Below are 25,889 nucleotides of genomic sequence, written 5' to 3'. Positions count from 1 at the left end.
TCAGCCTCTCCCTTTTCCCTTCATCCATAAGAATTCCTCATAGGTTCGACCCCTTTATTCCTTACCAAAAACATAAAGTGATTGTGCATGTCTTAACCTAATAGCTTGTACTATCTTCCAATCCTTCACCTTTATAAAATCATATCAGCATTATTAAAGCGAAAAACAAGTTTATAGCCATCGAATGTTTCTTTTTTGACCTCCGTGTAAACTCCATTCGTGTAATTTGAAATTGCCTTTCTCCAAAATTTTTGTGCAACAATATTTTTCTCCGATGGGTTCGTAAACAGCTCCCAATTTCCTTTAAATTGGTCGAATACGATATTAGCAGCTCGTTCGGCAATCCCTTTCCCTCTTAAAGATTGAATTAAAAAGAACTCATTTACAAAATAGTCAATTCCTTTATTGCAATGAGGTGGGGTTGCGAGGAGAAGAAACCCTGCTGGCACTCCATCTACTAAAATAATGTAAGGAAATAAAACTTTCGATTTTTCCCACCAAATATTTTGAACCTCATACTGCTCAATTATTGTTCGAAAATCGTCACTCTCTTCATATATCCCGTGAACATTCGGCATTCTGCCATAGTGTCCGGAAAGGTCATATAGGTATAACGGATATAAATTTTTTATAAGATACGCTTCACTTTTATCTGTTAATCGAACATCAATATTCATCGGTTTCTCCTTTTATGGATCTATTTGTCTATGCTGTAATTGTAATAAGGACAGACAAACGAACATAGATAATAAACGATTATAAAACGTTCTTTATATAAAAAGTCACATCAGATGTAATCCAATGTGACAGATGATAACTATTTTTTTGAGTAAACAATTTTTTTAATACTATCGTGAGAAAGAAAATATTGATTTGAAAGCTGATCGATCGTTACCCCGATCAAAAATTGTTGTCGGATTTCCTTGTTTCGATAGTCCAAGAAATCTTTTGAACCCGAAACCTCTCCCCACTTTTTTTGTGCTCCCTTTAAAATAGGGATATAAACCATCTTGCCATTTGCATACTTCTGAATTTCCCGTAACAGTTCTTTTGGAAAGATACTTTTTGCATTCACATATTTCACGTTTGCTCCGCTCCTTAAAATAAAATATTCAAGGCAGCAAAGTCATAACTATAAACGTTAAGGCGGTTCGCAATTTTCAGCCCTACACAAACAACCACCGTTGTTCATAGTGCAAACTTTGCATAGAGCGGATCTTGAACTTTCCCTTATTTATTGCCATAACATATTCCCCTTTCGATCGTAGTAAGCGTTTGTCATTCGAAGACGTAAGACGAAATTCATCTCCTCCGTAAGCCGTAATCTATTAGAACATAAGACAGATTACCCTATTGTATCAGACAATTCAGTTCAATAATGATTTTCTATAGCCTATCAGCACAATTTTTTCGAACAAACCCGTAATTTAACATTTACGAAATATAAAATAACGTGGTAAAATATCTTGAATTTAATTCCAAAAGGAAGTGGAAACCTTACAAGAAGACCGTTATTTCAAGTAATCTATTGCCCACAAACGTTTTTGATTTGAAAATTAAACAGTTTAAGAGGTGTTCGAAGTTGATAACGGATCATAAAGAGCAAACGATTTTTCATCACGTCGGAAGTAAAATTGTGACGGATCGAGAAATAGCCATCGTCGCTAGATTAGAGGAGCCACTGGTCGTCGTGTTAGGAAATGTTTTAAGTGATGAAGAATGCAATGAACTGATTAACATGTCTACAGATAAAATGAAACGTTCAAAAATTGGAACGACACGCGTAGAAAACGAGCTAAGAACGAGTAGCAGTATGTTTATTGAAGAAAGTGAAAACGACATCGTAGCGAGGGTTGAAAAAAGAGTCTCAACGATTATGAATATACCTATTGAACATGCGGAGGGTCTTCAAATCCTTCGGTATACGCCTGGTCAACAGTATAAACCGCATTATGATTTCTTTTCAGCAACAAGCAAAGTGACAAATAACCGAATTAGCACGCTCGTTATGTACTTGAATGATGTAGAAGAAGGTGGAGAAACCTTTTTCCCTAAACTGAATTTTTCAGTATCACCTAAAAAAGGGATGGCAGTTTACTTTGAGTACTTCTATAACGATCAAACGTTGAATGAGTTAACTTTACATGGTGGCGCACCAGTAATTATCGGAGAAAAGTGGGTCGCTACGCAATGGATGAGAAAACAAAGAGTAAGGGATTAGGATTAGGCTTAAGGTTAGATTAATTATAAAACATCAATTCCTACTAAGGAGTTGATGTTTTTTTGACTCTTCCTCTTGAAATACCTATAGAAAATAAGCTTTCCATCATGAACATGAGTAGTATAGAGGACTGCAGAAGCGTAGTTGATTGAAAGAGCGTTATAAATCTTATCGAGAATTCTTTCTGGCAGTGTAGGCAGCATTGCCGCCCTATTGATGTAGAAAAAGTATTTTGCCAACACACTATTAGCTCCATTAGCCCTTGTGTAGTAAAAGAAAACAACCATTGGCACGAATTCCGTTTCAATGGCTGTTTTGATGTGTAAAATTTTTAAGATGAGTATCGAATTCCTTATAATCCATTAATGAGCGATTTATCCACCATCGACTACAAATGTATGACCTGCTCTAAAGGTAGCTCCAGGTGAAGATATAAATACTACCATTTCCGTAATTTCCTCAGGTTTCGCAGGGCGATCCATTGAAATATTACCAACAACTGTCTTACGGAACTCTGGATCATCCATCCTTTAGTTATTGGGGTTTCGACCAGACAAGGAGCAATTGCATTTACACGAATTCCTTTTGCTGCGTATTCAATTCCCGCTACTTTCGTTAAACCAACAACTCCATGTTTCGCCACAACATAAAGTTCGTAATAGTAGAGGTCTTTCGCTTTTTAATTCCGATCTGTCAAACCTCTCATTGCCTGTCTTGCAGCTCGTTGAATTGGATCCCAGCTGCCATTAAAAGGGGGAGCATAACTTAAGTCGAGATCCTCAAGGTCAAAGATTGTCATTTCATTGAAGAGAGCAGTGGCCAATACGTCCACTCGTTTATCGACACCTTTTTCCCCGATGACTTGTCCACCGAGCAAACGAAAATTGTCACTTCTATAAGTGAGCTTAATATGAAGTGGACGAGATCCCGGATAATAATCGGCAATGTCCTTCGCCTCAATCTTTACAACGTCATAGGGGATGTTCAATTGTTTTGCTTCCCATTCTGATAAGCCGGTCTTTCCCAATGACAAATCCATGAACTTTAGTATAGAGGAACCGGTTATTCCTTTAAACATTCTCTGTTGCCCTGCCATATTCAGCCCTGCAATACGTCCCTGTTTATTGGCCGTAGTCCCAAGTGGAATATAGTCATCCTGCTCTTTAACCATATGATAGTGAAGTGTACAATCTCCAGCCGCATAAATGTCCCTCACATTCGTTTCCATGTAACGATTCGTTTGAATAGCACCTCTTATCCCTGTAGTAATTCCAGTCCCTTGTATAAAAGATGTATTCGGCTTAATACCGGCAGAAATTAATACGAGGTCAGTGCTATACAGATTTTGATCCGTTCGTATCAATTCAACCGACCGATCTCCCTCAATGGCTGTCACATGCTCGTTCAGAATTAATTCAATGCCTTGTTTTTCAGCTTCTTTGTGGATGTATTGCGCCATATCTGCATCGAACATCTTACCAACATACGTTCCACGATGTATTAACCGAACGTTCTTTCCAACGGTTCGGAAGCTTTCCGCCATTTCGAGGCCGATATACCCTCCACCAACAACCGTCACATGTTGTATATCTTCACTAAGATTTTGAATGATTCGTTCAGCGTCTGGAATTGTTTTTAACGTGTGTACACCATTCAGACCGATCCCTTTCCAGTCGGGGATGACAGGGCTCGCACCACTGGCGATTAATAATTTATCGTAAGAAATGCTGAACATCTTCCCGGATTGTAAATCCTGACCCGCAACAGTTTTTGTCTTTGGATCGATGGATTGTACTTCGTGATAAGCCCGCGCGTCGATGCCTAATTTATTTCGGAACGTATCAACGCTTCTCGCAATGAGATCATCCGTTGAAGGAATCAAACCGTTGATCGTATACGGAAGTCCGCACTGTCCATACGAATAAATTCCACCCTTTTCTAATGTAACAACTTTTGCTTCCCGATCATGTTTAATAATTTGCATAGCAGCACTCATCCCTGCTGCATCTCCACCGATGATGACATATTTCATAAAGTACACCCCTCCCTAAGTATAGTCTATATTGTTTTCATCTTATTTAGGACGCTCTATAGCAAAAACCTCCCCGATTTTCGCATAGTTTGCTCCTGCTAATCGACTGACAGCTGCCAAACCTTCCGCATCAATTCTTCCATTTTCATAAAGCTCATTTGCGACATGGAATTGAACGACTTTACCAATGAGTAGATCACAGCCGGGCTGCTCTTTATCGCCCAATTGCAAGGAATGCTCTAAAATGCACTCCATTCGAATTTTGGCTTGTTTTACTCCCGGAACTGAAATTTTCGTACTATTTACGAGAGTGAATTGCGCCACCTCCACTTCACTTTCATTTGGCGGCAGGCTTACAGCTGTTTGATTCACCATTTCCACGTTGTCTTCATCTACAATATGAACGACAAATTCTTGTTTCTTTATACTATTTCGAGCCGTATCCTTCTGTTTTCCTCCCGAACGTTGAATCGCTAAAGAAATCATTGGAGGATTGGAAGAGACAATATTAAAATAACTAAACGGAGCGCCATTTAAAACACCATCTTCAGACAATGACGTCACGAATGCAATAGGTCTTGGAATAATGCTTCCAATCAGAAGTTTATAATTCTCCCTTTCCGTATTTCTAAGCGGATCAATGGAAAGCATGGACATCCACCTTTCTTGGTTAATTTCGTTCTTGTACTTTGAATCGGCCTTTTCCACTTTTTCTTTCAGAACATAATTCCCATCACTATCTCATATTGATCCTGATTCAACACTTCCTTTACCACTTATATTGTTGGCAGCCGCATTTCTTTTCGTATTCGAATTCATTATTATTTCTACCTCTATTTGTTTCAAATTAAGATATTCTCATTTCGAGATATTTATTAAAAGATTTATAAGAAAGCATGATTCCTTGAATCATCCTCATATTTAGGTCATCCATCAAACAATACCTCGAATTCGAGATAATTATATAACAGCTACTTCACATTTGCAATGAATTGAATAGACCTTCTATAATTGAACGTCAAAAGAGATTGAAAAATAGTTAATTTTTCAATCTCCTTTTAGTGTGTGCATTGAATCTATTACGATCGGTTACTATGCCTTCCCTATATTCAGGAAACTGCCAACCATCTTTACAGATTCATCTTTTGGGTACCTTTTATATAATTCACTTGCTGATCGAATTGGATCACCGAAAAAATATCTCTCATATTGGGTTTGCCTTGTACCAAATGAACTCATTGTGAGATCCCAAGCTAAACGAAATATTTTTACACGTTCTTCTGCGTTCTTCGTAGCCCCTTTAAGATATTTGTCTAAGTCAATTCTTATAGGGGAATAAAATGCTTTTTCAGTTGGCAATGTGATCATCCCACTTGCTCCAATTAACTGGATGATTTCAATAAAACGTGGATAGATTTTAGGAAAAATGTTACCTGCAACTTGTAATGGAAAGATGTCAGGCCGCATATATCCCCATTGATCGACCTTCGCATTGTTTTCCGCTTTTTCCAATAAGGCTCTCATCGTTTCCAGACCAATGATGATTTCTGACATTTTTTCTTGAATATGCTGATATCCGCTAATATTGATCGTTTCAATCAAAAGCTCAGCAATCCCTAAAACGAACTCTGTTTTGACAATCTGTCTACTTACTACTTGGTGCTTCGCAAAGTGATGGAAGGAGCTCTCAAGTGGAAATTGCTCGGCTACCTCCGCATTGTTATAATAAAAAACTCTCTCCCAAGGCACTAATACGTTATCAAAAACAATAATTGAATCCATCTCTTCGAACCGTGAGCTTAATGGATGATTAAAAGAAGATTCATCGCCAATGAATGTCCCTCGGCAAATGAACTTGATCCCTTTCGTATTCGATGGAATTGAAAAAGCAAAAGCTTCATCTTCATTAAATAAAAACTTCCCAACACTAAAGACTAGCACTTCATCTGTTAAGCCGCCTTGCGTAGCGAGAAGACGGGCTCCTTTAATAATAATTCCTTCTTCATTTCTATCAACTACTTTTGCGGCGATTGGCTCTTCACTGTTTTCAATGTAAGTTGGGGAACGATTTACTTGTGGAGAAATAAAAGTATGTGTCAACGACAAATCATTTTCTCTTACCATTTCATAAAATGCTTGTAAGTGATTCGGAAAACACCTATTTTTATTCTTTAAAAACTCTTTTGAAGAAGCAAAACTTGTTAAAACAGTGTTTAAATAATCTGGACTTCTTCCCATTACACCACCTGAATACCGAGCCCAATGTTCAATCATTTTTCTTCTTCTTGTTAAGTCCTCTTTCGTTTTCGGCTGCAAATAAGAAAGACCAATCGGCTCCCCAGATACTGGAGATTGAAAAGTCATCTCATTTGTGATTTTCGGATCATGCTGCATATCATAAAGTGCAGCTTTTGACTGAATAATCCCCTTAAAGGCTGGATGTTCGGAGATCGGTCCTTCAATTTTTTCACCGTCATACCAAATCTCATTGTTCAGCTGATTCAATCGGCTAATATATTCTTTTCCATTAATCGCGCCCATACTACACTCCCTAATTAAAATGGATTTACTAAGAAGTATTCGTTCATTACGGATTTAATAATTTCAATCGTTTGCTCAGATTCCTAAAATTACTTTATGTGAATAGCCTATGCCAATATTCCTTTATGCGTACCCTTTCATTGCCTACAACCTAATCAAAGGCAAAATAAAAAGCACCTGTGCAGGCAGGTACTTTTCTCAATCTTATTTACGAAACCGGCAGCTCTTCCCGATTAATTTGGCGAGCAATTTTTTCTGTTAAGCGTGTTGTCACTTTTGGCAGCACCATTTTAATAACAGGTGATAACACAGCGCCAGCCAAGCCGCCTGCATTCACTTCAAGCGTCCCCATCATTGATGTATTCCCATCCATTTCTTCAGCAGTGAACTCTCCACTACCTGTAAAGTTGTCCGTAATGCCATTTAATTCGAAACGAATCATAGATGGCTCATGGAATTCCGTAATGTTCAATTCCATTTTCACTGTCTTTTTAAGACCTTTAAAATTCCCTTCAAATGTCCAAACTGACTTATGCTCATCAATTTGTTCATGTTCCTTATAGGCAGGAACCATCGTTGCCCAGTTTTCAATTTGACTCACATAATTCCATACGTTCTCTACAGATGCAGGAATGGTAACAGAATGCGATGCAATTGCCATACATTTTCACTACTTTCTTCTCAATTAATAATGGGATAGCACAACAATTATTCTATCATCTTAACTGTTAAAATTCACCTATTGCTGTGGCAAATTAAACTATTAGGCACCTACCAAAAAAGCTGAGCATAGGAAATGAAACAAATAAAACTTTCATGAACTTTCGCTCCTCAATCCATGTATGACAGCATACTTTACATCGCGTAAACAGATCCATTTAACGACCGTCAAAGATGCATACTTCATTCAAAAAATGCAAAATGTGCCCACAAGGCGTATAAACAATCCTTATTTTCACAGAAAAAGCCTATCTTCATTTTTTCAACACTTGATTAGGATGTAACATGTAAGGTTGGTTCTATCGCTCCACATAAATAAAAGTGCCCTATTTTCACCTGTTTTTTAGTCTCCCTATAACCCCCTTTATACATAAAGCAAATATATACCCATCATGAAAAAAGCAATTACCGCAATGAATAAACTATAATGATTAGAGGCTTGTCGTATGGATTCTGGCAAGATTTCTTTGATTACAACCATATATATCGTTCCGATTGTCGAGCTAATTAAAAATGCCCATAAGAGATTGTTTTGAATGCCGATCATTTCTCCGATCAACGCACCAAATGCGACAGGAATTGCAATGACAACAGAGAGAAGAAATAACAGGTAAACCCTAATTCCTGCAATGAAGAACGGGGTGAACAGGATCATACCTTCGGGAATATTATGCAGTACTAGTGCCTGTAATAATGCTATGCTAAATTTGCTCTGTTCACTAGCTCCTAATACGACACCTACGGGAAAGTTATGGATCGAAATGATGAGCGCTAAAAATATCCCCATTCTCATACCACGAATTTCACTCGACTTCACAGGCATTGGTTTACTCTCCAATTTTTCATGGAGATAATGAAAGACGATCACTCCTGCAATGAAACCTACGGCAACAATGATCCAATTTCCCATTTCTATCGCTTCCGGCATTAATTCGAAGCTAATTAACCCTAATATCAATCCGGTACAAATAGCGTAGATTGTGCCAATGCTTCTTTTAAAACCGCTTATGCAACTTGCAACAAGTCCTCCTGCGCTAATTCCAGCAAAGGTTGATAAAAAACCGATAAACCATACATGCGTCAATTAACCATCCTTTAATAGTTTGTCTCTATGTTTATATGGGCATTTACTTTTAATTATGCGGCCCCAATATAGATTCAGTTCTGGATGCTGACGGTTGATTTTACTATGAATGGCAGCGGATAATTGTGGGCAGCTATAGGAGAAATTTGCTTGATGCGATTCAACTTGTATTTTTTCTCTTTTGCAACTTTTAATAGACATCCCGTATCCACTATGAACTTCTGTGTGAATTTTGAATGTGTCAGCGTGGAAATCCAAGTGGATTCAGTGAGCAAATAAAAAGAAGTTGAAACTGATAGCAATTTCAACTGTATCGCGCAAAGTGTGAAAAGAATTAAGTGAAATTATGTTATAATTGTAAAAGTTCTTTAAAAAGTCGAGCAATCTATAGTAACAGAGCTAAACTTTGAAAAAATTTCATAGCAGTAAAATAGATCATCTCACAAAAAATATTCTGTGAAAAAGGGGTAATTAAATGTCTAAAGATTTAGTAATGTTAATAGCGGGAATACTTGTTGCTTGGGTAGTGATCGGTTTGTTTACAAAAAACTTTGACGGTAATTTTTTGATTATATTTTTGCTTGGAGTTTTTTTAGGGTACGGGATTAAAAAGAAAGAGGCAAAGGAATATGCTTCGAAAGCATAGGATTGATTTTTAAAGGGGGCAGATTGTCACCTTTTGTTATTTGCATTGGTTTCTTTTTAGACACGGAGGGATCAAACTTGACTAAAAGATATAAGGTTGTCTACTATCTCTTGGTAGCTGCGTTTATGCTCATTTACTTCAAAGTATTTAGCACTGTTTATCGGATTTCTCCATTCGATGTAGGGAGCGGTATTTTTTTGCTTTTTTTATCTTTAGTAATCGTCGCTCTGTCCCTCTTGCTGTCAGTATTAACTGTAAGCATAAGCAAAATTGCTAAAAGCATCATGGTTAAAAGACACTGATATTGAGTAATCAAAATACAAGTATAGCCAATACAATAAACTAATGATCAATAGCTGTGAATCCTTTGAAGTTATTGAATGACTGTTGGTGAGGTTATACTGTTTTGTTCATCTTATTCAGCAAGAAAGGAGTTGCAAAAATGGAAAGACATTTCTTGTTAACAAAATATGCAAGAACTCATGCAAAGTCGAGTAATAAATGGGCGATTTCTTTGCATGAGTTAGCATTAAAAACAATCGCCTTTTGACCAAAAACTTGGCTTTGCACCTTATTTTCATTAACCAAAAAATAAGGGGCTGGCAAAAGTGAAATATATTAAGCAACGACTATTTTACCTGAAGAACTTTTAGTTGAGATCCAAAAATATGTTCAAGGTGAAACAATCTATATCCCAAAACAAAAGTGTACGTATGAAAAATGGGGATCTCTTTCAGGCGGAAGAAAGAAAATCGATGAAAGAAACGCTTCTATAAGAGATGGATTTACTAGTGGCAAGTCCATTTGCCAATTAGCTCAAGAATATTTTCTTTCAACCGAAACAATTAAAAAAATCGTTTATTCGAGAAAATAGATAATTTGCACTGGTTTCTTTTTAAAGAGATCAGTGCTTTTTTATGGTGAGTTTGTTTCCGAATCATTGTTTCTATTTATCATTGCTATTGGATAATTTAAACTATTCAAAAGACCTTTAAGAAGGCTAAGAAAATTCAATGAGATTACGACTTGTAATTTGATCATATGCATTTTATCGGTCTATTTTGTTTGAACCATTTGCTCAAGCAAGACCATTTCATCGTTTTAAAAGTACAACATTCATTAAGCCTTATAGGCAAAAAAGGAGAGAATTTTTGATGAACAATCAATCAGATACATTTCCGATATTAGAAACGAATCGAGTAATATTAAGACGGATTGAAAAAGACGATGCCCCTGATATTTTTAAGTACCTATCCGATGATGAAGTGATGAAACATTATGGTACGAAACCATTTCAAACCGTCGATGAAGCGATAAAAGCAATTTCAAGGTATGAATCCTTGTTCCATGAAAAAAGAGGGATTAGATGGGGAATTACATTAAAAGGAGATCATCAAGTTATCGGAAGCTGTGTTTTTTATAATATGGTTTCTGAACATTTCAGAGCTGATATTGGGTTTGTGTTAAGCAAAGATTTTTGGGGGCAAGGAATTGCTCAAGAAGCAGTAAAAGCTGTCATCCAATATGGCTTCGAGCATTTGAACATAAATAGGATCGAAGCAGTCATTGAACCACCTAATATTGCATCGCAAAAATTGGTTGAAAGACTTGGTTTTCTTAAAGAAGGGTTACTAAGAAGTTACGAATACTTTGATGGGAAATTTGATGATTTATACATGTATTCCTTGTTAAAGTCCGACTTTCCCTCCGATGAATCGAAAATTTAGTAGAGAAAAGGTGAATACAATGTCTTATAACTATTGGCAAGGCAAAAAAATTCGATTACGGGCACTTGAAGAAAAAGACGCCTCTTTTTTTCAAACCTATGATGATGAAATAATGAGACGTTTAGATGAAATTCAACTGCCCCAAACGAGTGAGCAAATCATAGAATGGATACAAAAAGAACAAAACCCCAAAACCGAAGACCAGTTTTTTTGGATTGCAGAAGATGTAGATGGCAATGTTATAGGTGAGATTAGTACTTCCCAATGCAAGAGACGACATGGAACGTTCAAGTATGGAATTGCTCTATCCAGAAACTATCAGGGGAAAGGGTATGCCAAAGAAATGATCTTGCTCGTGTTGCGATACTTTTTCATGGAACTACGATACCAAAAGGTAACACCTCATGTGTATGCTTTCAACGAACCATCGATTAAACTTCATGAACGAATGGGTTTTGTACGTGAGGGACAATTAAGAAATATGGTGTATACGAATGGACAATACTATGATGCGATTTTTTTTGGAATGACAAAGCAAGAATACGAAAGCTTATACGGGGATTATTTTGATTAAGGATAAAGCCCACGAATGGAACGAACATTAGTGATCGCTATCCTCTTGCGGATCTATTTCGACAGCGCGGACATTACCGCTGCCTTGTTCATGTAACTGATTTGCTGGCATAAAAAGAAGCACGCCCTCCCCATTCAGAGAGAACATGCTTCTTTTGTTGCTTTTTATCATTCGCTTAATTCTACATTTGCATCTTTTGTGTAGTTATACTGAGATGGATCGACAGGGGTGTATCCTTTTGGCGTATAAAACCTCAATAAGTCGCCATTTACGACTTTATCAGAAAGCCCCAATTTCTCATCCACTTCTTTTTTCATTTCTTCAGCGCGCTCCAAGTGTCGATCGTCGAGCGGCAAGCCTGTTTGACTATCATAGAACTTCTCGTTGATGGAATCAATTGTCGGACTGACGAAATCGCCGTTTCTGAATGGCACAATTTCATTATGCTCTTCCGAGAATAAATCGGAACCAAATTGAATAAAGTCTTTCGTATCAATTCCAAGCAAATGCAATAACGTCGGAAGAAGGTCTGTCTGGCCGCCATACGTATGGTTGATGCCGCCTTTCATTCCGGGGACATGTATGAATAATGGGACGCGTTGCAAGTTCGCACTTTCATAAGGTGTAATGTCTTTCCCTATGATTTTGCTCATTGCTTTTTTATGGTTGTCTGAAATACCATAATGGTCACCATACAGCACAATGACTGAGTTATCATATAAACCCATTTCTTTTAATCGAGTGAAGACTGTTTGAATCGTCTCGTCCGTATAACGCGCCGTTTGGAAATAATCATCCACACTAGCGTCTCCAGTCTCGGCTTTATCAATTGTCACTAGGTCTTGATTCATCGCATACGGATAGTGGTTTGCAACCGTAATGAATTTCGCATAGAAAGGCTGCGGCAATGAAGCTAACATGCTTTCAGATTGCTCATAGAACGGTTTGTCCAACAGTCCGTATTCGGCCATGTCGATCGGGTCACTCGTATCATAATAACTTGCATCGAAGAAATGATCGTACCCAAACGCTTTGTAGATCGTATTCCGATTCCAGAAGCTGCCGTTATTGCCGTGGAAGACAGCGGATGTATATCCGTGATCCTTTAAAATGCTTGGCGCAGCTTGGTACGTATTTTGCGCTTTCGTAATAAAAGCAGATCCTTGCGGCAGACCGAAAATGGAGTTCTCCAACATGAATTCCGCATCGGACGTTTTGCCTTGGCCTGTTTGGTGGAAGAAGTTATCGAAATACGCTGTATTCTCATCTTTTGTTAATGAATTTAAAAACGGTGTCACTTCTTCCCCGTTCAATTTGTAGTTGATGAGGAAGCTTTGGAATGATTCTAAATGCAAATAGATGACATTCATTCCTTTTGCGATCCCAAAATACTCTTTGTTCGGTTCGGCGTAAGTAGATTGTGTAGAGTTGATTACTTCTGTAATGTCACTACTATCTGCAAGCGCCCGCTGTGATGAGGCCGCTGCTGTTTCCACCGAGTCATAAATCGAGTAATTGTACATCCCTAAATATTTCACAATATAATTCCGATCAAAGCCGCGCGTCAATAGCTGCGGACGGCTCGATTCGGCAAGCCCTAAGTTGACCAACGAAAGGACTAAGGCCCCTACAAGTATCGGGGCTGCTTTTTTAAACCCAATTCGATTTGCCTCTTTTCGTACCTTGCGTGAAAATCGAAGGTACAACATGACGATTACGTCCACAAAGAACAAAATATCATAAGGCTCTAACAAGGAAAGGACACTGCCGCCTAAATCTCCGAAATTTTGCGTTTGGAAAAGGGTAGGCAATGTAATAAAATCACTAAAAAATCGATAATAGACGATATTCGCATATAAAAGAATCGACATGAGCGTGTAAATCATAACAAGGGCAGTATATTTTCTCGTACCTTTAAACAGAAAAGAAATTCCTAAAAACAGCAATGCTGAACCGAGTGGATTGATCAGTAATAGGAATTGTTGAAGTGGTCCTTCTACCCCTAAATCAAATTGTGTAGCCTGAGCAATATATGTTTTCACCCATATCATCAAGACAGCGACTGCATAGATTCCTAAAAAGTTGTGCAAAAGAAAATCTTTCACATTCCGTTGTTTTCTCATGTAATTCACCAACCTTTTACTTCTTAATTCTCTTTATATCTACGGAAAATGTTATTTTAAAATAACTTTAACTCTACGGCTAAAATATAATACTCCTCTTTATCCATTTCGTCAAGTTCGTAGGATTCAAGGTAAGGCAAATCAAGAGGTATTCATAGGCTTTTAGAACTATTTCGAATTTCTCTGTCTCCAGAGTATCCTTTTTGACCCCTCCCTTCTATATAGAGGGTAAAGGGGGAATGAGCATGACACATTATCTGAAAGAATACGCACGATTTCACACAATTGAGGAAATGGACGCTGCAGCTGAACAGCATGTGATGATGCACTATGATGAAATGACGAATTCAGATCGCCAAGTTTTAGACGTCATTCGCCGCTACTCCGTTAAATATGGGGCTGCTCATTTGAAACACGGAACGATCGAGGAAGCGATTGGAAAATCCAACGTAACAGTAAGACGGGCAATCCGCAAACTCGTCAACCTACGCATCATCGAGAAAATCCATTACATCCGACCGGTCATGAGCGGGCTTGGCGCCAACATTTACAGCATTTTGCCTTTCGATGACCAGGGGAAAATGAACGACCGTGACCATGACGACAAACCGCATGAGAACGAGGAAAAAGGGCAGCTTCCGGCAGACGAAGCTACTCTTTCTAAATCTTTATTAAAATCTAAAGATCTTAACTACACGTCTCCTACGGAATCGTCAAAGTACTCCACAAGTCTATTTAGTCGAATGAAAGACTTGCTTGCCGCAACGATCGGAGACACAAAAATGGCCCGTGAATTCTACGGAATTCATAGGGCCCTATCTGGAAGCATGTTGAAGTTTGATATTTACAAAGACGATCTCCACGTATTCGAAGACCTTGCGTATCGTGCTTTAATGATTACTGTGATGGCTACGAAGAAGAAAGCAATCCGTAATTTGACGGGGTATTACAAAGGCGTTTTGGACAAGTTAGTTGATGAAACGTATTTCAAAGATATGTTTATGCTATTTGATAAACCGATCGAAGGATTTTATTGTCCGTGAGTTTTTCGCGATGAAAAAACTGTACGCAATTCGATTCACTATCGTCCAGCTTTCTTATCCACTAAATGATTGATATATTTCGTAAAGGGATTGATCATATTAATAGCACAACGTTGCACGGTGCTGATTTTAAAGGTTAGCAGTATAGAATCACTTGCCAATTACTAATCTTTTACTAGGCTAGTCCCAAATGTTCACGCAACGTGTGGCCTTCATATTTGTTTTTGAAAAGACCTCTCTTTTGCAGCTCGGGTACTATAAATTCAACAAAGTCCTCTAAGCTACCGGGCAATGTGGGAGGCATAAGATTAAAACCATCTGCTACCCCTGCTTCAAACCAAAGCTCCATCTGATTGACAATCTCTTCAGGCGTGCCGATGAGTGTGAAATGTCCTCCTCCAGCATTTAGATACCCCAATAGCTCCCTTACTGTTGGGTTTGTATCCTGAAGTATTTCTAATATCGTCTCATATCGGCCGACCGGTCCAGTAAATTCCTCCACAGGCGGCAATGGTGGAACCTTTTCATCAAGTGCCCAATTGGAGCAGTCTTGTCGAACAAAAATGCTCAGCTGTCTTAAAGCCGTTTCAATAGGTAATTGTTCGTCTAATGCCGCTTTCTTAGCGAAAGCCTCTTCACGACTCTTACCGACATAAGTTACTAAGCCTGGGAACACTTTAATATGTTTGTCGCTATTCTCGCTTTGTTTCACTTGCTCATTGATTTTTTCTCGAAATCTTTTTGCTTGCTTGAAGTTCCACGACACTGAGTAAACAGCATCGGCATGCTTTGCGGCTAATGCAATACCTTGTTTGGACGCCCCTGCCTGCATTGCGACCGGTTTACCTTGTGGACTTTTCGGCGTAGTGGACGGTCCACGCACCTTAAAATAGGTACCTTCATGATGAAATGGCGATATATTTGAAGGATCGATCAACTTTTTCTCTTCACGTTGATGCAGAAACGCTTTACTGTCCCAGGAAAGAAACAACTGATTCATTAACGTTGCAAATTCATCTGCTTTTTCATAGCGATCATCATGAGATGGTAGCTTATCCATACTATGATTCTGCGCTTCAACATCAGTCATTGAAGTAACAAGATTCCAACCAACACGACCTTTTGTTATATGGTCTAAACTCAAAAGCTGCCGTGAAGCCGTAAATGGATTGGAAAAAGTACTTGAGATCGTTGGAACTAACCCTACATGCTCTGTCACTTGGGATATGGCTGTTAAATTGATCAGTGGATCAAACCAAAACGCCGGCATATCACTGGTTTCTTTGCCTACAAATGATTGATTATCTGCAAAGAATACGACGTCAAGCAAGCCCCTTTCCGCCAACTTAGCCAAGTTCTGATAATAGGTAATATCACCAATCCGTTCAACACTTGAATCAGGCATTAGCCAAGCAGCTTGGTGGTGTCCGCAGCCATACAGCAAAACACCTAAGTTTAAATGTTTTCCTTTCATTTCAGCCATTTTTCACACCCCCATTTGTCAGTTCATTGTTAAACCGCCATCGACGGTAAAATTCTGACCTGTAATGCCGCTTGCATGTTCTGAAGCCAAATAAGCGACCATATTCGCAACGTCTTGAGGTGTGGTGACTTTCTTCAACGGCGTTGAGTTGGCAATTAAATCGAATACTTCCGGCGTTGTAACAGCACTGGCGTTAGTTGTTTTCAATAAGCCCCCTGAAACGACATTCGCCTTTATGCCATACGCCCCTAATTCGGCAGCTATATTACGTGTAAAACCGATTAAACCTGCTTTCGCTGTCGTATATTCATGATAAGGTACGACAGGATTTTGAAATAAATTCGTCCCTATACTAATAATACTTCCATTTTGTCGTTCCATAAATTGAGGGACGACACTTTGAATTACGTTAAATGCTGCTTTTAACGTACCATCCAACTGTCTTTGATAATCTTCCCAAGATAGTTCTGCGAAAGGTTTCTGCTTGATTGGATCAAATTTAAAATCGATCAATGCATTATTCACCACAACATCAATTTGCCCAAAATAGTCAGTTGCCTCTTCTACCATACGATCCACTTCTGTACGATTGGTGACATCCGCTTGAATGGCAATCGCATGCTCCTTTCCAATCTCGGAAACAATTTTGTCGGCTGCCTCTTTGCTCTTATTGTAATTGACGACTACCCGAAATCCTTGGTTTGCCAATGTCCTTACGATCGTTGCCCCTAACCCTTGACTACTTCCTGTTACCAATACGACTTTACTCATCCCAACCACTCCTGTACGTATATTATTTGAAACGGTAAATGGCAGCTAAAAATTAAAAAACGCAACCTTCCAAAAGGAAAGTTGCGTAACACTATGATGACATACCAAAAAGAAGACAGAGTCATCCCTCTTCGTATATCCAAGAGTTTACACTTTCCTACGCTAGTTTCAGCTAGATCAGGTTCAAAGGGTTTGAGTCACTACTCATCTCAGTTAAATAACACCCCTAGTGCATACTATTTAGTTTTTAAGAGTTTTTAGATCATGCGGCCATTTATAATATTTCTATTAGTCTGTACTTTAAACCATAGCATATTGAATGATCTATTACAACTTGGCCATTTATTTCCTTGGGTCCATAGTCAAAAAATATAAGATCAGCTTTGATTGCTTTTTTCAATAAACATGTGAAAGAACAGATTTGCAACTACAAGAATGATATTCAATCCACAAAGAACTGGACATTCACGGAAAGACGATCTATTCATCTACCCGTTTGGGCATTGGCCCACAATCTTCTAAAAGTGGCTGGCATCCACGAGCTACTTTCAGGATTTTAAATGAGAATAATACAAGAACAGGTGAGGAAAAACGAATCGTTTTCCTCACCTGTTCTATTTCAGGAACATATTGGACAGCCCCTATTATAATTATTGACTATATCCTTCAAATTAATTATTTATCCAGAAACTTATAGATAAGGATAGACTTACTCTATTACTTGTTCCGGCCAACCGATTTTTTGCTGATAAATCAAAACATCCCGTTAGTATTCCTCAATCTTTATTTTTATTTTCGTTTTTATTTCTTCTTCACTATCTGTTGCTGTTTCTGTTTCAGAAACATTCTTAATAGACTCTTCAACTATTTGCTGAATCAATGTATTATCAATTTTGGCATCCTTTGGAAAACCTACTGAAACTGTTAATTCGTTAATACTCCCACCAACCATTATTGCTAGTGAATCACTTTCAAGTTCCGTCTCCTTTGTAATAGATTCATTTGTTTCATTTTGTAATTCAGATAAGAAATTTGATATTCCATCATCTCCACCGTTTTCTTGGGAAATTACTACTTCTTGCTCGCTTTCTAATACCTCGGTTGTATTACACGCGACTAACAAAATTAAACTAAATAAAATCCCTGCAATGATAGCTTTTTTCCTCACTTCTCAATTCTCCTCTCAAAAACAAAGTGCAAATTTCACAACAATTCTCCATGCATAAGTTTAACGATATCTATTGGAAATAGTTTCAATTTAAACATATTTTTGTTCAGCTAACTGGGCCGTTTGCAGAACGGACGCAAATTGCTTAACCGCAACGGCTTCCCAATATGATTACTGAAATAAACCAATCACCCAAACTGTCAAGTACATAGGAACTGCAACAATTATCGCCCCTGCAACTAAGTAGCTAATTGCCCATATAAAAAACTTTAAAATATCATATATAGCACCTGCTAAGTCATCAACAAATCCCAACTTTAGCCCCCCTCTACCCACAACATATTTGATAATCCCTCTTTAACAGTATTTCCCTTTAGAAAATAATGCATAGCCCATTCAGCGATGTTCCACTTTAGCTATCTGGCCGTTTGTTGAATATCATTATATATCTTAGCACAATGAGATCTGATCCAGCGGAAATATTCAGTATTTTTTTAAATATATACATCGGAATTTGTCAGGGAGGCAGTAATCTCGGAAGGTTTATCTCGAAGAATTTTTACTCCTCAGAGCTGATTGATCTAATAGTTGTCTTTTCTGTTAATTTATAAAAAAAAAACGATAAGATGTCTTAGCGTTTTATGTGTGTGTCCTACTTATGCGCAGTTCATTCGAAAAAGTCCTGAAACTAGAGGAATGGCAATAGCAAGGGTATGAGACAATTCTCGTTTAATCAAACAATACACTAAGAACTGGTAAAAAAACAAAATTTTTCTCTTTGGGCTCATGAGGAGTTGAAACATGAATCAAGTTCCACTTTACATTATTAAGGGTAAAGTTTTACAACTAATTAATGTCAATTAAGTTTATACTTTGATGAATCGAATACTAAATCTATCAAGCTATCAAAAAGCTTTAGTTGTGAAGGATTATCCCAATCTTCCTCAAACTCAGCCATTAGCCACATTACTTCATCTAAAAATACGTGTTCTATGGATTTTTGCCAATAACTCTTTTCTAAATCAGTTAAACTGACCGATTCTTTATACCCAGACAGGAAAAGTTCCCATTGATTCGGTGTAAATATCTCATCTGGTGCAGTTGATAATTCATTATGAAACAAAAGTAAAACTAACGCTAAATCAAATATTCGAGGAATCCATTTAGCATTATCTGGGTCAATTAAATAAGGTTTCGGAGAATAAATTAAATTATTCGCTTTATAATCGTGTGGTGTTGCGACATTTGGCAACCCAACAATTTTTAGCTCTTCTTGTTGGGTAACGATTTGTAACAGTTTTTCTTTTAATAGAATGCCATCAATTCTATGATTAACTTTTTTTGCAAACTCTTCGATTGCTTGAACACTTTCTTCAATTTCTTCATTGTTAAAATCATAAACATCATATTCTTCCAACTCATATTTATTATCCTCAAGAGATAGTTGATGTATTTGTCCCAGCAGTTTACCTGCATCAAATATTTGATTATCAGTTCCTCTATAAGTTGTTCCTTCAATAAAAGGATAGACAACATATGTTTCCTCTCCAATATCTTGTGGATTGTCCATTTGAATATCCACAGGGATGACTACTTTAATACCATTATTCTTTAGATATGTAGTATAATTTACTAATTTTCTTGCTTCCTCTATCGGATTTTGTGTCCTTTTAACAATTAACTCTTTCCCTTTATCAGTTATTCGATATACAGGTGAAAAAGGATAAATACTTTTAGGCTCTTTGTCTATTTGAAAGCCAAACCTTTTTAACACATCAATTCCATTCATATTTATACCTCCAAGAGATAATTCGTTTACAATTATAAAGTTACAGATGTTTACAAAAGATATTGATTATATTCCTTACTAATTCCCTCGTTTTTTCACAAACCTGCTCCGTTTAAGTACACTTCTTCACAAACCCCTTATTCCCCTTCATTAATAGATCAATGGTAGGATAATTTTAAAATCCTTTCTCTCAAATGTTACTATTATTTGTATGGTATAGGCTACCAACAATTATAGATATCATCAGGAGACAAAAATGGAAAAATCGTATAAATTAACCGGGGGAATAAAGCAGAAGAACATCTTTTTCTGATATGTTTATAGCCGATTTCTGGAGGACAGCGAGTACGCAAATGAATCGAATCAATCCGAACAACCTACGGATGAACTGATTGATTCGATCGAGAAAGAACTATGTTACAAGCTTCCTCTGAGCCTGAAGTGATTCATGTCGATCAAGAAGGTGATTATGAGATTACATTCCTCGCCGATAATTTTGAGGTGTTTATTAAAGGCATAGTGAACGATGAACATTATGATACTTCTGAAGAGGACAAAGAAGTAGCTTTGGATAAAGTAGCGCACGGCAAATTTTCTCCCCTGCTTGCGGAGCTCTGCTCAGGGGTAACCGAATTGGAACAGGTAGAACAGAAAATCCGCAGCATCTGCACACGGATTGTTGAAGAAAAAGGCCATTTTTCTTTCCACGCAGATGAATTATCATATGTCATGTACGATGTGCAGTTTTGGTTATATACGAAGTCGTATCCAGACACCAGTCGCGACCAATATGAAGCTGTTTATGAAAACATCATCGCATTTGGCGGGGAATTCGGCCAAGGTGGATATGCGCCTTCCTTTATAACCGATTGGCTTGATATTCGCATGAAGGAAGGGCGAATTGTACGGGATCATGGGAGCATTCGGTTTACTGATTCGTATGCTGAGGAAATAATTAAGAAGTTGCGAGAAGCGTAATCAGATTCATGAAGAGCTCACTCTTAAAGTGGGCTCTTCTTCTTTCAATGTTAGTGGTGAGCAGCGGGATCGCCTAGTCACCCACTAGCGACATTGCCAATCATACACTACTTTTGAAAAATCCCGTTTCCTCCATTCTATTTTCTGCTAATGAATATCACTTCATAGGATTCAAAAAAAGTCGTACATAAGTTATCGCTTATAGTCGGGCTTTCCAACGTTTCTTAATGATGCGAATCCATTAGCTCTTTCAATCCGTTCTAAACGTTTCCCTTTTGTTAGTAAACTACTGTATCTATAAAACGCAAGTTTTTCAGTGGCCTGGTTCCATAATGATCTCTTTTTTGAACCTTGCTTTGTTAATACTACGTCTTCGTTATGTTTGAATACTCCATAACCTAATTTGTCTGAGGAGGTTGTAAGTGATTCAGTAGCCATATAAATACATTTCTCATAGTTGCATATTCTTCCCTATTTCTAAAATGTTGATGGTACCGTGCCCACGAAGGCGGAACTTCCCCCTTCTTAATATCAAACACTTCATCCACTTCCAAGTAGTCATAAATTGCATGTATGTTTTGGGCGTTATGTATATACTTCCATTTTCCATCTGTAATTTTTGCTTCTTTAAACAAACCAAAAAATAATAATATATCTCCTTTACCACCTTTCATTTTATTTAATAACCCTTCGGATGGTCTGCTCTGTCCAAATAGTCATCTCCACTCAGTAGTTCAATTTTGCAGAATTGTCTTTCTAGTGTCGGGATCTATGTGTTCTACATAATGATGCTTTGCCCCCAACTCTTGCATGAACATCCGTATAACTAACGTAGGCAAACTATATGTATAGAAATCACCTGATCCAGCACGGAGTATCGGTATAGAAACTAGATTTCCATTTAAAATTGGATTTGGTTTCCCACCTGATTTTGAATCAAATCCTTTTCTACTCAATCTAACTTTTCTTGCCTATTTAAGTCCCCCTTAAAAAATATTAGTGAAAAGATATTTTCACCTTCTCTTAACTCTAATCATTTAATTGATAAGAACTTCAAATTTCCTTAATTGACTTATACCAATGACTAATAATTTTTTTGAGAATATCGATGGAATCAAGTATGATAAAAATTATGAAACCAAATAATCCAAGTCCTATTAAAGAAAATACTAATAGTTTAAGTTTTTTTAAAAACCCTTCATTTTTAAAAGTAAATCTAAAGTGAAGATACAAATTAGTAAACTGTTCATATATCCATTTCAAATTATATTTCCCCAAACTGTGATACCATTTCTTTAGCTCAATTTGGTCTGGAATCCTTATATACTTCTCTCCAGAAAACCTTCTATTACTAACGAAGTCTTCTCCATAACTTGATGATTTTATATAAAAATCATATTCCTCCCATCTTTCTATATATGGATTAAATTCCTGTTTGACTATTTTATGACCATATCCATGTTTTAATAGGTATATAGTGAATGGAATAGAAAATACTCTGTTCTTTTTATCATAAAAATCTATTTGCCCCTCAACATGATCAAGATGTTTTCCACTATTGTTGATAAAAAAAACTTCTCTCCATGTATCTTTTTTTGACATTCTAATATTTTCATAGATTTCAACTTTAAACGGTTTTTCAGTACCAGACCTATATATTTTCAATCCCAAATCTCTATATTTAAGTTCATCATGCTTTTGATCACTATACTTTATTAATATAAATAATAAAGATATTATAACTAATAAAAATGTGAAAACAATTATATTATCAATAATAATCGTTATAGAATCTATAAACATAACTATCAGTTTATCGAACAATAATGGGGAATATTGATTTATATAATAAAGAATTCCTCCTATAATTAATAACACTACTATTTTTTTATTTTTAATATTTCCTAATAAAAATTTTATCAATTCCGTCGACATATATATTTCCCCTTAAAATTATAAATGAAATATCATTAAGACTATTATACCAACAATCAAATTTTAAACCATTTGACTACATTCATCTATTACCAAAATAAGACTGTTGGACGGCAGGGTTTACATCTGTTTGTCGAACGCATCGGGTATGGCTGGATTTGTTACTTGGCTTTGGGAGTGCAATCAGTCACTACCGTTTCAGAAAGGCCTATATTGCGCAAGGCGGTAATCTATTAAGTCTTCCTTATCGCTCAAAATGGTTTCCCATTCGGTCCTTAATTGCCATAGTCCTATGTATTTTCATCATTAACGGTCAAAATTCCTAAACCTTTAAGGGGAGTGCAATCGATTGAAACGGCCCGTTCGTTTCCTATATCAGACTCCCCCTCTTCTTGATCCTTTGGAAAATTAATATAGCTAAGCAGTTGAATCCATTGAAAAACTGTTACTTTGAAAGTAAATGCTGATAAAGTTTATCCTGTTCTATATTCATATCCTACAACTTCGAGTTCACGCAAAAGAACCGGCTCTAATCATTTTTCTTTAATGATCAGAACCTGTTTATATTTTCTTTGCGACGAAGCTTCTTAACTCCAGACAAAGGTAGCTAACCACTACCTCATAAATGCATCGAAATCAAGTTGATCATTACACGAGACCAACTTCTCAATATCCTTTTTCCATTTTGCTTTATTCTTCCTGAATCCACTTCTTAAACCGGTTAAGGCCATTTTCTATTTCTTTTTCCATCTCTTTTTGCCGTTTCTTCATTTCTTTCTTTATCTTTTCTTTCTCTCTTTCCTTCTTGTCTTTCTTCTCTCTCTTTTTCCGTTCTTTCTCTTCTTTCTTCTCCTTTTTCCTCTTCTCTTTTTCGAGTTTCTGTTCTTTCTCCTTCAACTTTTCTTTCTGTTTTTCAAGGTCTTGTTTATCTTTCGCGATTAATGGTAAATCAAATTTCTTCGTAGGGTATTCACTCATTGACCTTGATAAGACTTGCCCAAAAATCGGAGGCGCTGTGTAGCTACTCGTCGATGTTAAGTAATGTTCAGGATCCGTTTGATCATAGCCTAACCAAACCGCACCTACGATGTCTGGAGTGTATCCGACGAACCAGTGATCCTTTGATCCATCCATACCCGTGAATGGCAGCTGAGTGGTACCTGTTTTACCGGCTACGTCTATTCCTGAAATCTGGGCTTTCTTGGCCGTGCCTTCTTCGACAGCGCCTTGCAGCATATAGGTCATTTGCTGGGCAATTTCCGCATCTGTTACTTCTACAGACTGTTCACGCCATTTTCCAATGACTTCGCCTTCTGAATCTTTTATTTCTAAAATAGCATGAGCATCCATCATGACTCCATTATTCGCGAATGCAGAAAAAGCTTGAGCCATTCGCAAGGGTGAAGTACCTTTGTGCAAGCCCCCTAATGCCAGGCCAGGATTATGATCATTTTCATCCAATGGGATTCCGAACCGCTCTACGGCGCGCACACCCTTTTCTATTCCGATGTTATTCAAGAGCCAGACGGGAGGGATATTATACGAATGAGCGACTGCATCGTACATCGTCACTTGCCCTCTAAATTTATGGTCTATATTTTGCGGGGAATATCCATTAATGTTGATGGGCTCATCAACGAGCAAATCCGACATATGATAGCCTTGCTCGAGCGCAGCCGTGTAGACAAGTGGCTTCAAGGATGATCCCGGTTGTCTAACGAGCTCGGTCGCATTATTGAAGCGTCCATACGTATATTCTCCTCTGCCCCCAACCAAGGCACTAATTCCACCCGTTTTAGGATTCAAGAAGACCGAACCGCTTTGAATGAGTTGATCGGGCTTACTTTCTGGAAAATAACGATCATCCTCATACACGTCTTCAAGTGCATCTTGGATGACAGGATTTAACGCTGTATAAATGTGTAATCCTCCATAGAGCACTTCATTTTTCGTTAGCTTGTATTTGTTGACCGCCTCGTCAATTATATAGTCGATATAATAGGGGTATTTCCCTTTATAATCTGTCATTGTTGAATCGGCTAACACAATTTCTTGTCCGATCGCTTCATCAAACTCCGCTTGACTAATATACTTTTCATTTTTCATTAACGATAAAACAAGGTTGCGCCGTTTCACCGACTTTTCCATGTTTTTATAAGGAGAGTAATGCGTAGGTGCTTTAATTAATCCCGCTAATGTAGCAGATTCACTTAACGTCAATTCGCTTACATCTTTTCCAAAATAGATGTGCGCGGCTCGTTGAACACCCCATGCTCCTTCGCCAAAATAGATTTGATTGAGGTAGCGTTCCAATATCTCATCTTTTGAATAGGTTCTCTCGATTTTCTTCGTAAGAATCAATTCTTTGAATTTACGAGAGTACGTACGGTCATGCGTCAGAAATTCATTTTTTGAAAGCTGTTGAGTGATCGTACTCCCACCAGCAACAACTTTCCCTTTTACCAGGTTTTGAGTAAATGCCCGCGCAATCCCGAAATAATTAATCCCACCATGTTTGTAAAATTGTTGATCCTCAACAGAGATGACAGCTTCAATCAACTCTTTAGGAATTTGATTGATATCAACTCCTTCAATGTTAGCATTCGAAATTTTACTAACGATCTCTCCGTTTTGATCGTAAATAAACGTCGGTCTCGGTTCAGGTTCTTCTAATTTACTCACATCACTTGATGAGATTAATAAATTCACGATAACCAACCCACAAAGGATTACAAGTAGCATTACGAATAATAGTATTCGGATTGTTTTTTTTATGTTAGACCTTTTTTTTCTTGTATTCAATCGTTTCTGTTGCTGTTTATGTTCTTTTCTTCCCATATGAGTTCCACCTTCTTGATTTCCTTTCGGACATACAAGTTTAGCATATTGGGAAGAAGAAACTTAAATGAATTACACTATGAAAATACTACCATCCTGTAACGCTGTGTTTTGCAAGATAAAAGTGCAGAAGAATGCAATGAAAAATACATAAGCTTGCCAGCCTTCATCTGAGTATTCATTTATGTCTAGAAAGTGCGTTTGTTACCCTAAAAC

At 37.4% G+C, this 25,889-nt stretch carries 25 protein-coding genes, 2 pseudogenes and 1 riboswitch; of the genes and pseudogenes, 9 read left to right on the top strand and 18 right to left on the bottom strand.

Annotation, left to right across the window (positions count from 1 at the left end):
• Positions 1-131 precede the first annotated feature (131 nt).
• Positions 132-677, bottom strand: a complete 546-nt coding sequence (locus WFH04_RS08725) for a GNAT family N-acetyltransferase (protein WP_336823666.1) — start codon at positions 675-677, stop codon at positions 132-134.
• 140 nt (positions 678-817) lie between these two features.
• Complete coding sequence (locus WFH04_RS08720; protein WP_336823665.1) at positions 818-1,084, bottom strand: CD3324 family protein; 267 nt, start codon at positions 1,082-1,084, stop codon at positions 818-820.
• A 369-nt stretch (positions 1,085-1,453) separates the two neighbouring features.
• On the opposite strand from WFH04_RS08720, the gene WFH04_RS08715 reads away from it, so the two are divergent.
• Complete coding sequence (locus tag WFH04_RS08715) at positions 1,454-2,221, top strand: 2OG-Fe(II) oxygenase (RefSeq protein ID WP_381480434.1); 768 nt, start codon at positions 1,454-1,456, stop codon at positions 2,219-2,221.
• Positions 2,222-2,595: 374 nt separating this feature from the next.
• Here the strand turns inward: WFH04_RS08715 and WFH04_RS18355 are convergent, their stop codons facing one another.
• From WFH04_RS18355 to WFH04_RS08685, 7 genes are all read right to left on the bottom strand, one after another.
• The gene (locus tag WFH04_RS18355) at positions 2,596-2,703 is read right to left on the bottom strand and encodes a hypothetical protein (protein ID WP_381480435.1); all 108 of its coding nucleotides are present in this window, start codon (positions 2,701-2,703) and stop codon (positions 2,596-2,598) included.
• Complete coding sequence (locus WFH04_RS08710) at positions 2,661-2,864, bottom strand: SDR family oxidoreductase (RefSeq protein ID WP_381480436.1); 204 nt, start codon at positions 2,862-2,864, stop codon at positions 2,661-2,663. The genes WFH04_RS18355 and WFH04_RS08710 overlap by 43 nt, the downstream gene beginning before the upstream one ends.
• A gap of 36 nt (positions 2,865-2,900) precedes the next feature.
• Complete coding sequence (locus WFH04_RS08705) at positions 2,901-4,253, bottom strand: FAD-dependent oxidoreductase (RefSeq protein WP_336823663.1); 1,353 nt, start codon at positions 4,251-4,253, stop codon at positions 2,901-2,903.
• Between the two features lie 42 nt (positions 4,254-4,295).
• Complete coding sequence (locus WFH04_RS08700; RefSeq protein WP_336823662.1) at positions 4,296-4,904, bottom strand: flavin reductase family protein; 609 nt, start codon at positions 4,902-4,904, stop codon at positions 4,296-4,298.
• Positions 4,905-5,345: 441 nt separating this feature from the next.
• The gene (gene hpaB, locus WFH04_RS08695) at positions 5,346-6,794 is read right to left on the bottom strand and encodes a 4-hydroxyphenylacetate 3-monooxygenase, oxygenase component (protein ID WP_336823661.1); all 1,449 of its coding nucleotides are present in this window, start codon (positions 6,792-6,794) and stop codon (positions 5,346-5,348) included.
• A gap of 208 nt (positions 6,795-7,002) precedes the next feature.
• Positions 7,003-7,455, bottom strand: a complete 453-nt coding sequence (locus WFH04_RS08690) for an SRPBCC family protein (RefSeq protein ID WP_336823660.1) — start codon at positions 7,453-7,455, stop codon at positions 7,003-7,005.
• Positions 7,456-7,878: 423 nt separating this feature from the next.
• The gene (locus tag WFH04_RS08685; RefSeq protein WP_336823659.1) at positions 7,879-8,598 is read right to left on the bottom strand and encodes a ZIP family metal transporter; all 720 of its coding nucleotides are present in this window, start codon (positions 8,596-8,598) and stop codon (positions 7,879-7,881) included.
• A 475-nt stretch (positions 8,599-9,073) separates the two neighbouring features.
• On the opposite strand from WFH04_RS08685, the gene WFH04_RS08680 reads away from it, so the two are divergent.
• The 5 genes from WFH04_RS08680 to WFH04_RS08660 all read left to right on the top strand — a co-directional run bounded on the left by WFH04_RS08680 (position 9,074) and on the right by WFH04_RS08660 (position 11,545).
• Positions 9,074-9,244, top strand: coding sequence for a hypothetical protein (locus WFH04_RS08680; protein ID WP_336823658.1), 171 nt, complete (start codon positions 9,074-9,076; stop codon positions 9,242-9,244).
• A 77-nt stretch (positions 9,245-9,321) separates the two neighbouring features.
• Entirely contained in the window at positions 9,322-9,546 is a 225-nt protein-coding gene (locus WFH04_RS08675; protein ID WP_336823657.1) for a hypothetical protein, read from the top strand.
• 329 nt (positions 9,547-9,875) lie between these two features.
• Positions 9,876-10,118 (top strand): CD3324 family protein, encoded by a 243-nt coding sequence (locus tag WFH04_RS08670; protein WP_336823710.1) that lies wholly within the window; start codon positions 9,876-9,878, stop codon positions 10,116-10,118.
• 280 nt (positions 10,119-10,398) lie between these two features.
• Positions 10,399-10,971, top strand: a complete 573-nt coding sequence (locus tag WFH04_RS08665; RefSeq protein WP_336823656.1) for a GNAT family N-acetyltransferase — start codon at positions 10,399-10,401, stop codon at positions 10,969-10,971.
• Positions 10,972-10,990: 19 nt separating this feature from the next.
• Positions 10,991-11,545 carry a GNAT family N-acetyltransferase gene (locus tag WFH04_RS08660; protein ID WP_336823655.1) on the top strand — a complete coding sequence of 185 codons (555 nt, stop codon included), beginning with the start codon at positions 10,991-10,993 and terminating at the stop codon, positions 11,543-11,545.
• 167 nt (positions 11,546-11,712) lie between these two features.
• Here WFH04_RS08660 and ltaS read toward each other — a convergent pair whose 3' ends face one another.
• Complete coding sequence (ltaS, locus tag WFH04_RS08655) at positions 11,713-13,668, bottom strand: lipoteichoic acid synthase (RefSeq protein WP_336823654.1); 1,956 nt, start codon at positions 13,666-13,668, stop codon at positions 11,713-11,715.
• Positions 13,669-13,913: 245 nt separating this feature from the next.
• On the opposite strand from ltaS, the gene WFH04_RS08650 reads away from it, so the two are divergent.
• Positions 13,914-14,711 (top strand): hypothetical protein, encoded by a 798-nt coding sequence (locus WFH04_RS08650; RefSeq protein WP_336823653.1) that lies wholly within the window; start codon positions 13,914-13,916, stop codon positions 14,709-14,711.
• Between the two features lie 175 nt (positions 14,712-14,886).
• Here WFH04_RS08650 and WFH04_RS08645 read toward each other — a convergent pair whose 3' ends face one another.
• The 5 genes from WFH04_RS08645 to WFH04_RS08625 form a co-directional block, all read right to left on the bottom strand.
• The gene (locus WFH04_RS08645) at positions 14,887-16,194 is read right to left on the bottom strand and encodes an LLM class flavin-dependent oxidoreductase (RefSeq protein WP_336823652.1); all 1,308 of its coding nucleotides are present in this window, start codon (positions 16,192-16,194) and stop codon (positions 14,887-14,889) included.
• A gap of 18 nt (positions 16,195-16,212) precedes the next feature.
• On the bottom strand, positions 16,213-16,965 hold the full coding sequence (locus WFH04_RS08640; protein WP_336823651.1) for a 3-oxoacyl-ACP reductase: 753 nt from the start codon (positions 16,963-16,965) through the stop codon (positions 16,213-16,215).
• Positions 16,966-17,102: 137 nt separating this feature from the next.
• Positions 17,103-17,203, bottom strand: a riboswitch (TPP riboswitch).
• 528 nt (positions 17,204-17,731) lie between these two features.
• A complete protein-coding gene (locus tag WFH04_RS08635; RefSeq protein ID WP_336823650.1) occupies positions 17,732-18,133 on the bottom strand; it encodes a topoisomerase in 402 nt (133 codons plus the stop codon).
• A 171-nt stretch (positions 18,134-18,304) separates the two neighbouring features.
• The gene (locus WFH04_RS08630; RefSeq protein WP_336823649.1) at positions 18,305-18,448 is read right to left on the bottom strand and encodes a hypothetical protein; all 144 of its coding nucleotides are present in this window, start codon (positions 18,446-18,448) and stop codon (positions 18,305-18,307) included.
• A 541-nt stretch (positions 18,449-18,989) separates the two neighbouring features.
• The gene (locus WFH04_RS08625) at positions 18,990-19,922 is read right to left on the bottom strand and encodes an aminoglycoside phosphotransferase family protein (RefSeq protein WP_336823648.1); all 933 of its coding nucleotides are present in this window, start codon (positions 19,920-19,922) and stop codon (positions 18,990-18,992) included.
• Between the two features lie 414 nt (positions 19,923-20,336).
• On the opposite strand from WFH04_RS08625, the gene WFH04_RS08620 reads away from it, so the two are divergent.
• Complete coding sequence (locus tag WFH04_RS08620; RefSeq protein ID WP_336823647.1) at positions 20,337-20,900, top strand: hypothetical protein; 564 nt, start codon at positions 20,337-20,339, stop codon at positions 20,898-20,900.
• Between the two features lie 398 nt (positions 20,901-21,298).
• On the opposite strand, the pseudogene WFH04_RS08615 reads toward WFH04_RS08620, so the two are convergent.
• Positions 21,299-21,856: pseudogene (locus WFH04_RS08615) on the bottom strand (Nmad3 family putative nucleotide modification protein).
• A 97-nt stretch (positions 21,857-21,953) separates the two neighbouring features.
• Positions 21,954-22,835 (bottom strand): hypothetical protein, encoded by an 882-nt coding sequence (locus WFH04_RS08610; protein ID WP_336823646.1) that lies wholly within the window; start codon positions 22,833-22,835, stop codon positions 21,954-21,956.
• Between the two features lie 109 nt (positions 22,836-22,944).
• Here WFH04_RS08610 and WFH04_RS08605 point away from each other — a divergent pair.
• Positions 22,945-23,302: pseudogene (locus WFH04_RS08605) on the top strand (amino acid permease); the annotation flags it as partial.
• A 223-nt stretch (positions 23,303-23,525) separates the two neighbouring features.
• Here WFH04_RS08605 and WFH04_RS08600 read toward each other — a convergent pair.
• Positions 23,526-25,673 carry a transglycosylase domain-containing protein gene (locus WFH04_RS08600; RefSeq protein WP_336823645.1) on the bottom strand — a complete coding sequence of 716 codons (2,148 nt, stop codon included), beginning with the start codon at positions 25,671-25,673 and terminating at the stop codon, positions 23,526-23,528.
• Between the last annotated feature and the right edge of the window lie 216 nt (positions 25,674-25,889).

This window comes from Sporosarcina sp. USHLN248 (assembly GCF_037144575.1).
In the GTDB taxonomy this organism is placed as follows: Bacteria; Bacillota; Bacilli; order Bacillales_A; family Planococcaceae; genus Sporosarcina; species Sporosarcina contaminans.
The sequence above is the reverse complement of the archived record's forward strand: the minus strand, read 5'-3'. Positions and strand labels throughout refer to the sequence as shown.